The sequence below is a fragment of the Pseudomonas sp. B35(2017) genome (genome assembly GCF_002113645.1).
Classification (GTDB): Bacteria; Pseudomonadota; Gammaproteobacteria; order Pseudomonadales; family Pseudomonadaceae; genus Aquipseudomonas; species Aquipseudomonas ekonensis.
Window position 1 is genome coordinate 48,282 of record NZ_NEIZ01000020.1, and the last position, 14,355, is coordinate 62,636.

Below are 14,355 nucleotides of genomic sequence, written 5' to 3' on the forward strand. Positions count from 1 at the left end.
CAGTCCAGGAGCATTGCGATGAGTAACGACGATAAACGCATCCGCGAGTTCGCCTATCAGATCTGGGAATCCGAAGGCAAACCCGAAGGCCAGGAAGCGCGCCACTGGGAGATGGCGTGCAAGCTGGCGGAGGCCGAGGCGCTGGCGCCGACGAAACCGCCGAAGGCCGCCGGCAAACCCGCCGCGACCAAACCCAAGGCCCCCGCCAAGGTCAAACCGGCCGGCGTCGCCAAAGTCCTTCCGCCGGGCGAAAAGGTGACCGCGAAAAAGCCCCGGGCCCCGCGCAAGCCGCCGGTGGCCTGACGTATCGATCACTGACCCAATCACTGTGGGAGCGGGCTTGCCCGCGATTGCGGGCGGCCCTCCACCGCCGATGTCGCCATTCACGACGCCATCGCGAGCAGGCGCGCTCCCACAGGGAAGACGGTGACCGAACCGCCCCTTCCCGTTTTGCAGGAGCATTGGCATGACCCGTCCCAAGCAGACCGAGCCCGCCACACACACCGAACCCACCCGCATCCGCGAAGGCCGGCCCTTCCCGCTCGGCGCGACCTGGGACGGCCTGGGCGTCAACTTCGCCCTGTTTTCCGCCCACGCCACCAAGGTCGAGCTGTGCCTGTTCGACGATGCAGGCGAAGTCGAGCTCGAACGCATCGAACTGCCGGAATACACCGACGAGATTTTCCACGGCTACCTGCCCGACGCCCATCCGGGGCTGATCTACGGCTACCGCGTCCACGGTCCGTACGACCCGGCCAACGGTCACCGCTTCAACCCCAACAAGCTGCTGATCGACCCCTACGCCAAACAGCTGATCGGCCAGCTGAAATGGTCCGAGGCGTTGTTCGGCTACACCATCGGCCATCCGGACGCCGACCTCAGTTTCGACGAACGCGACAGCGCGCCCTTCGTCCCCAAGTGCAAGGTCATCGACCCGGCGCACACCTGGGGCCACGATCAGCGCGTCAACGTGCCGTGGGACAAGACGATCATCTACGAGACCCACGTGCGCGGCTTCAGCATGCGCCACCCCTCGGTGCCGGAGAACGTGCGCGGCACCTTCGCCGGGCTGATGGTCGATGACGTGCTCGACCACATTCGCAAGCTCGGCGTGTCGACGGTGGAACTGCTGCCGATCCATGCCTTCGTCAACGACCAGCACCTGCTGCACAAGGGCATGACCAACTACTGGGGCTACAACAGCCTGGCCTTCTTCGCCCCGGACCCGCGCTACCTGGCCAGCGGCAAGATCGCCGAATTCAAGGAGATGGTCGCGCACCTGCACGAAGCCCGGCTGGAGGTGATCCTGGACGTGGTCTACAACCACACCGCCGAAGGCAACGAACAAGGCCCGACCCTGTCGATGCGCGGCATCGACAACGCCTCGTACTACCGGCTGATGCCCGACGACAAGCGCTTCTACATCAACGATTCCGGCACCGGCAACACCCTGGACCTGAGCCACCCGTGCGTGCTGCAGATGGTCACCGACTCGCTGCGCTACTGGGCCGGCGAGATGCACGTGGACGGCTTCCGCTTCGACCTGGCGACAATCCTGGGCCGCTACCACGACGGCTTCGACGAACGCCACAGCTTCCTGGTGGCCTGCCGCCAGGATCCGCTGCTCAGCGAGGTGAAGCTGATCGCCGAACCCTGGGACTGCGGCCCCGGCGGCTATCAGGTCGGCAACTTTCCGCCGGGCTGGGTCGAGTGGAACGACCGCTTCCGCGACACCGTGCGCGCCTTCTGGAAAGGCGACGAAGGCCAGCTCGCCGACTTCGCCAACCGCATGACCGCCTCCGGCGAAATGTTCAACCAGCGCGGGCGCAGGCCCTATGCGTCGGTGAACTTCGTCACCGCCCACGACGGTTTCACCCTCAACGACCTGGTGTCCTACAACGACAAGCACAACGAGGCCAACGACGAGAACAACCAGGACGGCAGCAACCACAACCTGTCCTGGAACCATGGCGTCGAAGGCCCCACCGACGACCCCGAGATCAACGCCCTGCGCCACCGCCAGATGCGCAACTTCTTCGCCACCCTGCTGCTGGCCCAGGGCACGCCGATGCTGGTGGCCGGCGACGAGTTCGCCCGCACCCAGGACGGCAACAACAACGCCTATTGCCAGGACAGCGAGATCGGCTGGGTCAACTGGGACCTGAGCGATGACGGCAAGGCCCTGCTCAAGTTCGTCAAGCGCCTGATCAAACTGCGCCTGACCTACCCGATCCTGCGCCGGGGACGTTTCCTGGTGGGCAACTACAACGAGGACATCGGGGTCAAGGACGTGACCTGGCTGGCCCCCGACGCCAGCGAGATGACCACCGAACACTGGCACGACGCGCACAACCGCTGCCTGGGCATGCTGCTCGACGGCCGCGCCCAGGAAACCGGGATCCGCCGCAAGGGCGGCGATGCGACGTTGCTGCTGGTGGTCAACGCCCACCACGACATCGTCGACTTCACGCTGCCGGACGTGCCTGAAGGCAGTTTCTGGATCTGCCTGGTCGACACCCACCAGCCGCAGGTGCGCGGACAGGAACGGTTCGCGTTCGGTCATCGCTACTCGGTCACCGGCCGCTCGCTGCTGCTGTTCGAGCTGCAGCATGAGCAAGACGAATGAGCAAACGCCCGGATTCACGGGGCCAATTGCGACACACGACACAGGCAAGACAAAAAAAAGCAGATCAGATTGATCTGCAGCGCGACGAACCGCGCTTCTTGAGCAATACTCTGCATCGCGGCAATCCAGGGCTCGGAGCGTCGCACGGCAACCCACTGCCTCAACAGACCGGACGGCACCCGGATTTCAAGCGCCGCAATCGGCTGCGGGCAACGCACAACAAGGACGTAGCACCCATGAAACCGTTATCCCTGAGTGAACAGAGACTGCCGGCGCAGATCTGGAACAGCGCGCCGCAAATCGAACACATCCCCGTCATCAACACCCAAAGCCTGGTGCCCGCCGGCGCCCGCGCGGTGGTGATCGCCCCTCATCCGGGCGATGAAGTGGTGACCTGCGGCGGCCTGCTGCAACTGCTGAGCGGCCTGGGCCATCCCCTGCAACTGCTCTCGATCACCGACGGCAGCGCCAGCCACCCCGGCTCGCGCCAGTGGTCGGAGAAACGCCTGAGCGTGTTCCGCCCGCAGGAAAGCGTCGAGGCCCTGCGCCGCCTCGGCCTGCCGATGCACAGCCTCAAGTGGGTGCGCGGCGGTTTCGCCGACAATGCCCTGATCGAGCACGAATCCCAGCTGACCGACTTCATCAGCCGCTACCTGCGCCCCGGCGACGTGGTGTTCAGCACCTGGTGCGAAGACGGCAACCCCGACCATGAGGCGGTGGGCCGCGCCAGCGCCCAGGCCGCCCAGAGGGCCGGTGCCACGTTCCATGACGTGCCGGTCTGGGCGTGGCACTGGCCGGAGCGCGACCATGCGCTGATCCCCTGGCAGCGGGCGCGCAAGCTGCGGCTCGACACCTGGACCGTGGCGCGCAAGAGCCACGCCACCCACGCCTACGCCAGCCAGCTCAACGGCGAGCCGGCGGTGGGCCTGGAGCCGCTGCTGCCCAAGGTGATCCTGGAACGCATGCGCCTGCCCTACGAAATCGTCTTCGTCTGAGCCGCCTGCGGCGCGAAGGCGTGCGCAGGCAAAATGAACTGCCTGGCCTGCGCTCAGTCGCATGCACAGGCAGCCATGATTCAGAGGAGCGAACGTGTCCAGCGATCCCGAGCGTCACAGCCGCAATGTCCAGCCCGCCGACCCGCCCGCCATCCACCGGCTGCGGGTGCTGACGGTCAATACGCACAAGGGGTTCACGGCGCTGAACCGGCGCTTCATCCTGCCGGAACTGCGCGAGGCGGTGCGCAGCACGTCGGCGGACCTGGTGTTCCTGCAAGAGGTGGTCGGCGAGCATGAGCGCCATTCCAGCCGCTACAACGAATGGCCGCCGACCTCGCAGTACGAGTTTCTGGCCGACAGCATGTGGAGCGATTTCGCCTACGGGCGCAACGCAGTCTACCCCGACGGTCACCACGGCAACGCCTTGCTCTCCAAGTATCCCATCCGCGAATACCGCAACCTCGACGTCTCGATCACCGGCCCCGAACGGCGCGGCCTGCTGCATTGCGTGCTGGACGTGCCGGGGCACCCGGCGGTGCACGCCATCTGCGTGCACCTGAGCCTGCTGGAAAGCCATCGTCAATTGCAGCTGCAGCTGCTCTGCCAACTGCTGGAGTCCCTTCCCGACGACGCGCCGGTGATCATCGCCGGCGACTTCAACGACTGGCAGCTGCAAGGCAACGCCGCCCTGGGCCGGCGCAACTACCTGCATGAAGCCTTCGAACGCCACCACGGCCGCCCGGCCAAGACCTACCCCGCCCGCTTCCCGCTGCTGCGCCTGGACCGCGTCTACTTGCGCAACGCCAGCAGCCATGACCCGCAGATCCTCGGCAACAAACCGTGGACGCACCTGTCGGATCACCTGCCGTTGGCCGTGGAGGTGCGCATCTGATACCCCGCCGCACCTGTCAGACCTGACAGTAGGCACCTTGGGAAAGCCTTGTTAGGGTGCAGGCATTGCGCTGTCCACCGGCGCCAATGGACGGGGATACGGCATGAAATCGCCCGGTTTTCCTGCACCGTACGCCATCGCACGGCTGGCCCTTTCGATCGGGCTCGCCTCACTCCTGCCGCAGGGCGCGCTCGCCGCCTGCGCCTTCAGCCCGACGCAAGGAGACGACCGCTACGTCTGCGACAGCCCCGGCAGCGGCCCGCTCACCGACCTTTCCGGCAACAACAGCCTGACATTCCCCACAGGCGGCAACGGCAGCGTGCCCGGCAACATCACCTTCGGCGGCGGTGCCGACCGGGTGCTCATGCAGTCCGGTACGATTCAGGGCGACCTCGACATGGGCGACGGCGCCAACGTGCTGCAGATCGACGGCGGGCGGATCACCGGCGAGGTGCACCAGCACAGCGGCGTGGACACGTTCATCATGAACGGCGGCACCATCGCCTCGCTGGCCCAGGGCGACGGGTACGACCAATTCACGATGACCGGCGGCACGATCGCCGGGGCGTTCGAGGACGGCGACTCCGCCCGCATGAGCGGCGGCACCATCGGCCGGGTCGACATGAAGCTGGACGACAACGTCTTCGACCTCTCCGGCGGCCAGATCCTGGGCAATCTGGTGACCGGCTTCGGCAGGGACACCATCGTCGTGTCCGGCGGCCGCATCGGCGGCAACCTCAGCGTCAGCGGCGGCGACGACAGCGTGACCGTCAGCGGCGGCGAAATCGTCGGTGAAGTGCGCACCAGCTTCGGCAACGACCGCTTCCTGTGGGACGGCGGCGGGATCATCCGCTCCGCGGTGCTGATGGGCGACAACGACGACAGCGCGACCTTGCGCAACCTCGACGACACCCTCCTCGGCCCGACGCCGCGCATCGACGGCGGCCTCGGCCAAGACACGCTGACCTACGACAACACCCGGACCGCCCTCGCCCAGCGCGCCGTCAATTGGGAAACGGTCAACCTCAGCAACGGCTCGCAGCTGGATCTGGCGGCCGCCCGGCTGGTGCTGGGCAACCCGCAAACCGGCAGCGGTGTGCTGAACATCGACGCCAGCAGCGTGCTGAGCGCCGCACAGGGCGAAGTGGCGCCCGCCGTCGCAGGACGGGCCGTGACCGTCAACAATGCCGGCGCCATCGACCTGACCCGCGACAACACCCGCACCGACGACACCCTGACGATCCAGGGCAACTATGCCGGCAACGGCGGCCAACTGCGGCTGCAAAGCCAGGTCGCCGGTGACGGCTCGCCCAGCGACCGACTGGTGGTGAACAACGGCAGCCTGACCGGCACGACGGTCATCGCGGTGACCAACCTCCAGGGTACAGGCGCACTGACCCGGGAAAACGGCATCGAGCTGGTGCAGGCCCTGGGCACCGCCACCAGTGACAACACGGCGTTTTCCCTGCGCGGCCCGGTGTCCGCCGGCGCCTACGACTACTTCCTGTTCAAGGGCGGCGTCACCGCCGGGACGGAAAACAACTGGTACTTGCGCTCGGCCGTGGTCGCGCCTCAGGTCGTCAGTGTGCCCAATTCCGACCCGGCGCTGCCGCCGTTGTCGGTGCCCGTGGTGCCTGTGCCGGTCGCGGCACCGGTCACTGCGTCAGCCGCTTCCCCCGGCACCCCCGCCGTGTCCACGCCTGCGCCCTTGCCGGTCGCCGTTCCGGGCGCCGCGCCAATTCCGCTCTACCGCCCGGAGGTGCCGACCTGGTCGGTGCTGCCCCCGGTTGCCGCGCTCCTGACCCTCAACGCGCTGGGCACCTACCACGAGCGCCAGGGCGACCAACGCCTCACCGGGCAACCCGCCACGTTCGGCGCCGGGTGGGCCAGGGCCTACGGCAACCAGATCGACCGCACGTGGGCCGGCACCGTCGCGCCACGCCTGGACGGCTCGCTCACCGGGTTCCAGGTCGGCCATGACCTGATGGACTCGGTCTCTGCCGAAGGCCGAACCCACCGCGTGGGGTTCTTCATCGGCCACAGCCGCTTGCGGGGCGATGTCGATGGGTTCAACCAAGGCATATCCGGCAAGCAGGCAGGCAAAGTCCGGCTTGAGGGCGACAGCGGCGGCCTCTACTGGACGCTGCTCGACCCGCAGGGCTGGTACGTGGACACCGTGGCCATGGGCACCCGCTTCTCGGGCGACAGCCGCTCCGACCGGGGCCTGAAACTGGACAACCGCGGCCACGCCCTGACGCTCTCGGTGGAGTCGGGCTATCCGATGGCGCTGGACGATGGCTGGGCCGTCGAGCCGCAGGTGCAGGTGATCCACCAGAACATCGCCCTCGACAGCCAGGACGACGGAGTCGCGCGGGTTTCGTTTCATTCGGACGATTCGTGGACCGGGCGCCTCGGCGTACGGCTCAAGGGCAACGGCAGCGTCTGGGGACGCCCGGTGCAACCCTATCTGCGCGCCAACCTGTGGCGCACGTTCGCCGGCACCGACAGCGTGACCTTCGACCACGCCGATCGCATCGACACCCGCCAAGCGGCGTCCACCGCGCAGGTGGGCCTTGGGGTGACGGTGTCGCTGGCGCCGTCGGTGGCCGTTTACGCCAGCACCGACTACAGCCGCAGTATTGACAGCAATGACAGCCGGGAAATGAGCGCCGACCTCGGCTTGCGCATCGAATGGTGACCGGTTGTCGGCTGTCCGGACGCCTCTCTGCGGGTGCTCGCGGAGCGATACGCCGCACAAACAAGAACTTATATAAGTCACATTAAACAATCGCTTGTGGCGCCCGTTTTGCGCCTACCGCTTATCGTCCAATTTCTTGACGCACTGGCGCAGGTCTTCTTATCTCTACCTTACTACCCCCGGAATCACTACCCGGGGCGGGCCTTCGGACACTCGCGAAAACGGGCGGCCACGGTTCGCCCCGCTCCATTCGGTCGCCCCTCATTCGGGGTAGGAGAGACGCCAAGGCGAGACAGCGCATGCGATAGCAAGGTTGACCTCCATGAAAACCTCACTCACCTCACATGAGATCACAATCACCTTCTGCACCTTTTCAAGCTCTATCCTGCTGTGCTCGTCCATGGAGGCGCAGGCCGGCCCTGCGCAGGATGAGACCACGCCGTGGTATCGCCAGGATGTACCGGTCATGACCTTGCCCGCGACCCTCGTCACCCCTGAGGCGCAACGCCTGAACCCGCGCCCCGACCGCCAGGGCGAACACCTGATCACCGAAGACCTGGCCCCCGGCGCCTGGGACCGGCTGTACGGCGCCAGTTCGCGCCAGGCGCAGCTGGATGTGCTCTCGCCCGGCTTCGCGACGCCCGGCAGCGGCGACTTCAAGGGCCCTGCGGTGCTGACGGTGCGAAGCGACAACGGCCACACCCAACGGATCGGCCTGATCGGCGGGGTCAACCAGATCCAGGCCAACGGCGGCGGGCTGGTCACCAGCCGCGCCCTCGCCGACCCCACCAGCGACACCCTCAACCTGCAAGGCCAGAGCCTGGGGGCCTACTACAGCCTGACCGGTGCCCAAGGCTGGCACGTCGACCTGTCGGCCAGCGGCGGCCGGGTCAGCGGCTTCAGCCGCAACGAGCAAGGGGCACGCCTGGCCACCGAAGGCAGCGCGATGACGTTCTCGGTCGAGGGCGGATTCCCCATCGGCCTGACCGACAACTGGGTGGTCGAACCGCAGGCGCAATTGATCAACCAGCGCATCACCCTCGACACGCCGTACGCGGGATCGGGCAATGCGTCCTCCAGCGACATTTCGGCGTGGAGCGGCCGGGTCGGCGCCCGCTTGAAAGGCAGTTACGACCTCAACGGCCTGCCGGTGGAACCCTACGTGCGCACCAACCTGTGGCACACGGTGTACACCGGCAACACCGTGACGCTGGATCAGGTGGACAAGATCAGCAGCAGCCGCAAGTCATCGACGGTGGAACTGGGGTTGGGCCTGGTGGCCCGCATGACGCCGACGGTCAGCCTGTATGTCAGCGCCGACTACAGCAGCGACGTGGACGACAACGACCTGAACGGACTGATCGGCAGCCTGGGGGTGCGGATGCGTTGGTGAGCCCCACAGACATCTCCGGTGGCTGACAGGTCGCAATCGCTAGCAAGCTAGCTCCCACAGGGTTCTCGGGCGTTCGCAGGCCTTGCGGACATCCGCAAAACCTGTGGGAGCTAGCTTGCTAGCGATGAGGCCGGCACATGCAGCCTCGGAACTGCCTGGCCGGACACCTTCGCTCAACCTTCCGGCTTGAGGATCAGCACCGCCAGCGGCGGCAGGTTCAGTTCCAGCGACAGCGCCTGCCCGTGGCTCGGCACCTCTTCGGCGAACGCGCCGCCGCCGTTGCCGTAGTTGGAGCCGGCATAGGTGTCGGAATCGCTGTTGAGCAACTCGTTCCAGCGCCCTGCGAACGGCACGCCGACCCGGTAGGACTGGCGCGGCACCGGGGTGAAGTTGGCCACCACCAGCAACGGCGTGCCGTCCCGGCTCCAGCGCAGCCAGGCGTAGACGCTGTTGATCGCGTCGTCGCCGATCAGCCACTGGAACCCCTGCGGCACGTCGTCCTGCTCATGCAGCGCCGGCTCTTCGCGGTACAGCCGGTTGAGGTCGGCGACCAGTTTCTGCACGCCCTGGTGCTCGGAATACTGCAACAGATACCAGTCCAACTGCTGATCGTGGTTCCACTCGCGCCACTGGCCGAACTCGCAGCCCATGAACAGCAGCTTCTTGCCGGGATGGGCCCACATGAAACTCAGGTACGCCCGCAGGTTGGCGAACTTCTGCCAGCGGTCGCCGGGCATTTTGTCGATCAGCGAATGCTTGCCGTGCACCACCTCATCGTGGGAGATCGGCAGGATGAAACGCTCGGACCAGGCGTACACCAGGCCGAAGCTCAGTTCGTTGTGGTGATGGGCGCGGTACACCGGATCCTGCTGGATGTAGTGCAGCGAATCGTGCATCCAGCCCATGTTCCATTTGTAGGCGAACCCGAGGCCGCCCTGCTGGGTGTCCTGGCTGACGCCGGGCCAGGCGGTGGATTCCTCGGCGATCACCAACGCGCCCGGCGCCTCCAGCGCCACCACATCGTTGAGGTGGCGCAGGAAGTCGATGGCCTCCAGGTTCTCCCGCCCGCCGTGGCGGTTGGGCACCCACTCGCCGGCCTTGCGCGAATAGTCGCGGTAGAGCATCGACGCCACGGCATCGACCCGCAGCCCGTCCACATGGAAATGCTTGAGCCAGTGCAGCGCCGACGCCAGCATGTAGCCGTGCACTTCGGTGCGGCCGAGGTTGTAGATCAGCGTGTCCCAGTCCTGGTGGAAACCTTCCAGCGGATTGCCGTACTCGTACAGGGCCGTGCCGTCGAACTGGGCCAGGCCATGGGTGTCGGTGGGGAAATGCGCCGGCACCCAGTCGAGGATCACCCCCAGCCCTGCCAGGTGGCAGGCGTTGACGAACGCGGCGAACTCGTCCGGCGTGCCGTAGCGTGCGCTCGGCGCGAACTGCGACAGCAACTGATAGCCCCAGGAGCCGCCGAACGGGTGCTCCATGATCGGCATCAGTTCGATGTGGGTGAAGCCCAGATCCTTGACGTAGGGGATCAGCCGCTCGGCCAGTTCCGGCCAGGTGTACTGGCGGGCGACTTCGCCCAGGTCGTCCAGCTCGCACTGCCAGGAACCGGCGTGCAGCTCATAGATCGCCAATGGCGCCGCAGGCCGTTGGCGCTCGACGCGGCCGCTCATCCAGTCCTCGTCCTGCCAGTCGATGCGCAGCGGCGTGGCGACTTTCGATGCGGTGTCCGGCGGCAGGCTGGTGGCCAGCGCCATCGGGTCGGCCTTGAGCGGCAGGATGCCGTGGGGTCCGAGGATTTCGTACTTGTACAGCTCACCGGCCCCCAGGCGCGGAACGAACAGCTCCCAGACCCCGGATGGATGGCGCAGGCGCATCGGGTGGCGGCGCCCGTCCCAGACGTTGAAGTCGCCGACCACCGACACCCGGCGGGCATTCGGCGCCCACACCGCGAAACGTACGCCGTCGACGCCGTCGACCGTCTTCAGTTGCGCGCCGAGGCAGGCGCTCAGGTCGCGGTGATTGCCTTCGGCGAACAGGTACAGGTCCATCTCGCCCAGCAACTGGCCGAAGCTGTAGGGATCTTCCGCCACCTGTTCGCCGCCGGCCCACTGGGTGCGCAACAGATAGGGCCGAACCTGGCCGAAATGGCCGACGTACAGCCCCGGCGTCGCCGTCGCCTCCAGCGGGCCGAGTTCCTCGCCGCTGTCGCGATCCAGCACCGAGACGCTCAACGCGCCCGGCAGGTACGCCCGGATGAACTGCCCCCCGGCGCCGTCGCCGTGGGGGCCGAGGATGGCGAAGGGATCGTGGTGCTCGGCGCGCACCAGGGCTTCGATGTCCTTGGCGCGCGGCAGCGCGGTGTGTTTGACGTGACCCTGTTCCCTGTTCGAGACACTCATGACTGCTCTCCATCAAGACCGGAAAAGGGTTTGAGCCCCCTCAGCAGCCCGTGCAGGCCGCGCAACGGCACGGCCAGCCAGGCGGGGCGGTTTTCGGCTTCATAGGCCACTTCGTAGGCCGCTTTCTCCAGGCCGAACAACGCCAGTGCGGCGTCGGCACCTTCAGGATCTTGCCAGGCATGATCAAGACTAGCTGCCGCCCGGCGATACGCCTGGACAAATGCCTCGCAGGATTGCTCCAGGTAGCGCCCGGCCACCCGCCGGCGCGCCGCCTCGGCCTCGGGGCTGTTGTCGACGGCATGCACGTTGAGGGCCATCGCGGCGGCGTAACCGAAGGAACGCAGCACGCCGCTGACATCCTTGTACGGGCTGTGCTTGCCCCGCCGCTCGGCCAGCGGCCGCGCCGGTTCACCCTCGAAATCGATCAGGTAGGCATCGCCCTTGATCACCAGCACCTGGCCCAGATGCAGGTCGCCGTGGACGCGGATGCGCAGACCGCCGACGGACTGTTCCGCCAGCGCCTGGACGTGGCCGAGAATGGCCTTGCGGTGTTCCAGCAAGCGCGTGACGAGTCCGCGGTCCGCCTCGCCGAGCTCGCCCTGGTGGGCCTTGAGCAGCGTGAGCGCATGCTCGACCTGGGCCGCCACGTCCTTGCCGCAGGCCTTGGCCTCCTTGGCGGAAAACACCTGCGGCGCGAAATCCGGATTGTCGCTCGGGGCCGCCAGCACTTGGTGCATCTCGCCCAGGCGTTGGCCGAGCATCCCGGCAAAGTCCTTCAGCTCGCCCAGCGCGTTGTAGTGCTGCTCCTGTTCGGAACGGGCAGCGGCCAGCTCATCGCGCAGCGCCCGCTCCAGATTGTTCTGCGTCCATTCCCAGGCATCGCCCTGATTGCTCAAGTAGCCTTGGGCGATCATCAGCAGGTTGTCTTCGCCCTGGGCGTCGCGGCGAACCACGGAGCCCATCAGCGGTGAAATGTTGGCGAACCCCGCCGCCGTCAGGTAGGCGCTCATCTCCAGTTCCGGGTGCACGCCCGGGGCGACCTTGCGGATCAGCTTGAGCACCAGGCCGTTGCCGATCACCACCGAACTGTTGGACTGCTCGGCGGACAGGTAGCGCACATCGGGCTCATCCCCCAGGCCCAGGGCCGCCAGGTGCGGTGTGGCCTCGAAACGGATCTCGCCGGCCTCGCACGCCAGCGCCGTCCCGGCCTGCAGGCCTTGCAGCACCGCACGGATGAACGCTTCCAGGCTGAAGGCGTCGGTGATCAACCCGACCTGACGCCCCCGGCGCACGCGGGCGAGCGCCAGTTGCTGCGGCAACGCCGGGCCGACCTGATCCTCGGAAATGAAGCCGAACGGCAATTGATAGCGGCTGACCTGGCCTGTGGCGGTCACTTCGATCTCGCTGAGCAACACCGGATGCCTGGCGTCGCCGAAACGCACCCCGTACGCCAGCTCGACCCGCTCGATGGCGGCGTCCTTGCCGGCGAACCAGCGGCGGTTCTGCAGCCAGTCCGGCAGGATGCCCTGCTCCAGCGTGGCGCGGACCGGCGCTTCGAGCAGCTCTTCCATGCGTTTTTTCAGCACTAGCGTGGTGAAGTCCGGCAGGCTCTGGGCCGGCTCCACGTGCCAGCTCGGCATCTGGTTCTCCGCCGCCAGGCCGAACCAGTAAAAGCCATAGGGCGCCAAGGTCAGCAAGAAGCTCAGCTGGCCGATGGGCGGAAACGCATTACCGCCGAGCATCTCCACCGGCACCATGCCGACGTACGCCGACAGGTCCAGCTCCACCGCCTGGGCGCTGCGCGAAACGTTGGCCACGCACAGGATGATTTCGTGCTTGCCGTCGGCACCGGTGTATTCGCGGGTATAGGCCAGCACGCGGCGGTTGGCCGGGGACAGCATCTTCAGGCTGCCGCGGCCGAACGCCTTGGACTGCTTGCGCACCGCCAGCAGGCGCCGCGTCCAGTTGAGCAGCGAGTGCGGGTCGCCGGCCTGGGTCTCGACGTTGACCGACTGATAGCCGTACAGCGGATCCATGATCGGCGGCAGCACCAGGCTGGCCGGGTCGGCGCGGGAGAACCCGCCGTTGCGGTCGATCGACCATTGCATCGGCGTGCGCACGCCGTCGCGGTCGCCGAGGTAGATGTTGTCGCCCATGCCGATCTCATCGCCGTAGTACAGGGTCGGCGTGCCCGGCATCGACAGCAGCAGGCTGTTGAGCAGCTCGATGCGCCGGCGGTCGCGCTCCATCAGCGGCGCCAGCCGGCGACGGATGCCGAGGTTGATCCGCGCCCGGCGGTCGGCGGCGTAATGGTTCCACAGGTAGTCGCGCTCCTTGTCGGTGACCATTTCCAGGGTCAGCTCATCGTGGTTGCGCAGGAAGATCGCCCATTGGCAGTTGGCCGGGATCTCCGGGGTCTGGCGCAGGATGTCGGTGATCGGGAAGCGATCCTCCTGGGCCAGGGCCATGTACATGCGCGGCATCAGCGGGAAATGGAACGCCATGTGGCATTCGTCGCCGTTGAGGCCTTGGGCGTCGGTGTCGCCGAAGTACAGCTGGGTGTCCTCCGGCCACTGGTTGGCCTCGGCCAGGAGCATGCGGTCAGGGTAGTTGGCGTCGATCTCCGCCCGGATCACCTTCAGCACGTCATGGGTTTCCGGCAGGTTTTCGTTGTTGGTGCCGTCACGCTCGATCAGGTACGGGATGGCGTCCAGGCGCAGGCCGTCGATGCCCATGTCCAGCCAATAGCGCATCACCGCCAGCACGGCTTTCATCACTTGCGGGTTGTCGAAGTTCAGGTCCGGCTGGTGGGAATAGAAGCGGTGCCAGAAATACTGGCCGGCCACCGGATCCCAGGTCCAGTTGGATTTCTCGGTGTCGAGGAAAATGATCCGGGTGCCGTCGTACTTCTGGTCGTCATCCGACCACACGTAGAAGTCCCGGGCCGCCGACCCGCGCTTGGCCCGGCGCGCACGCTGAAACCAGGGGTGCTGATCCGAGGTGTGGTTGATGACCAACTCCGAGATCACCCGCAAGCCGCGCTTGTGTGCCTCGGCGATGAAGCGCCGGGCGTCGGCCATGGTGCCGTAGTCGCTGTGCACGCCCCGGTATTCGGCGATGTCGTAGCCGTCGTCGCGCCGTGGCGAGGGATAGAACGGCAACAGCCAGATGGTGTTGACGCCCAGTTCGGCGATGTAGTCGAGCTTGGCGATCAGGCCGGGAAAATCGCCGATCCCATCGTTGTTGGAGTCGAAGTAGGATTTGACATGAACCTGATAGATCACCGCGTCCTTGTACCAGAGCGGATCCTTGATGAAGGTGGCTGACCTGGTTTTCTTCGCCATGT

At 66.5% G+C, this 14,355-nt stretch carries 8 protein-coding genes; 6 read left to right on the top strand and 2 right to left on the bottom strand.

Going from position 1 to position 14,355, the window contains the following annotated elements:
• Positions 1-18 precede the first annotated feature (18 nt).
• The 6 genes from CAG41_RS24630 (at position 19) to CAG41_RS24655 (ending at position 8,604) form a co-directional block, all read left to right on the top strand.
• The gene (locus CAG41_RS24630) at positions 19-303 is read left to right on the top strand and encodes a DUF2934 domain-containing protein (protein WP_085633173.1); all 285 of its coding nucleotides are present in this window, start codon (positions 19-21) and stop codon (positions 301-303) included.
• Positions 304-466: 163 nt separating this feature from the next.
• The gene (glgX, locus tag CAG41_RS24635; RefSeq protein ID WP_085586099.1) at positions 467-2,626 is read left to right on the top strand and encodes a glycogen debranching protein GlgX; all 2,160 of its coding nucleotides are present in this window, start codon (positions 467-469) and stop codon (positions 2,624-2,626) included.
• A 236-nt stretch (positions 2,627-2,862) separates the two neighbouring features.
• Entirely contained in the window at positions 2,863-3,621 is a 759-nt protein-coding gene (locus tag CAG41_RS24640; protein ID WP_085633171.1) for a PIG-L deacetylase family protein, read from the top strand.
• Between the two features lie 94 nt (positions 3,622-3,715).
• Positions 3,716-4,513, top strand: a complete 798-nt coding sequence (locus CAG41_RS24645) for an endonuclease/exonuclease/phosphatase family protein (protein ID WP_085586103.1) — start codon at positions 3,716-3,718, stop codon at positions 4,511-4,513.
• 103 nt (positions 4,514-4,616) lie between these two features.
• Positions 4,617-7,211, top strand: coding sequence for an autotransporter outer membrane beta-barrel domain-containing protein (locus tag CAG41_RS24650; RefSeq protein ID WP_085707573.1), 2,595 nt, complete (start codon positions 4,617-4,619; stop codon positions 7,209-7,211).
• 322 nt (positions 7,212-7,533) lie between these two features.
• Positions 7,534-8,604, top strand: a complete 1,071-nt coding sequence (locus CAG41_RS24655) for an autotransporter outer membrane beta-barrel domain-containing protein (protein WP_085707574.1) — start codon at positions 7,534-7,536, stop codon at positions 8,602-8,604.
• A 173-nt stretch (positions 8,605-8,777) separates the two neighbouring features.
• Here the strand turns inward: CAG41_RS24655 and glgB are convergent, their stop codons facing one another.
• Both glgB and treS read right to left on the bottom strand, forming a co-directional pair.
• Entirely contained in the window at positions 8,778-11,009 is a 2,232-nt protein-coding gene (gene glgB / locus CAG41_RS24660) for a 1,4-alpha-glucan branching protein GlgB (protein WP_085586109.1), read from the bottom strand.
• On the bottom strand, positions 11,006-14,353 hold the full coding sequence (treS, locus tag CAG41_RS24665) for a maltose alpha-D-glucosyltransferase (RefSeq protein ID WP_085656401.1): 3,348 nt from the start codon (positions 14,351-14,353) through the stop codon (positions 11,006-11,008). The genes glgB and treS overlap by 4 nt, the downstream gene beginning before the upstream one ends.
• Positions 14,354-14,355: the final 2 nt, after the last annotated feature.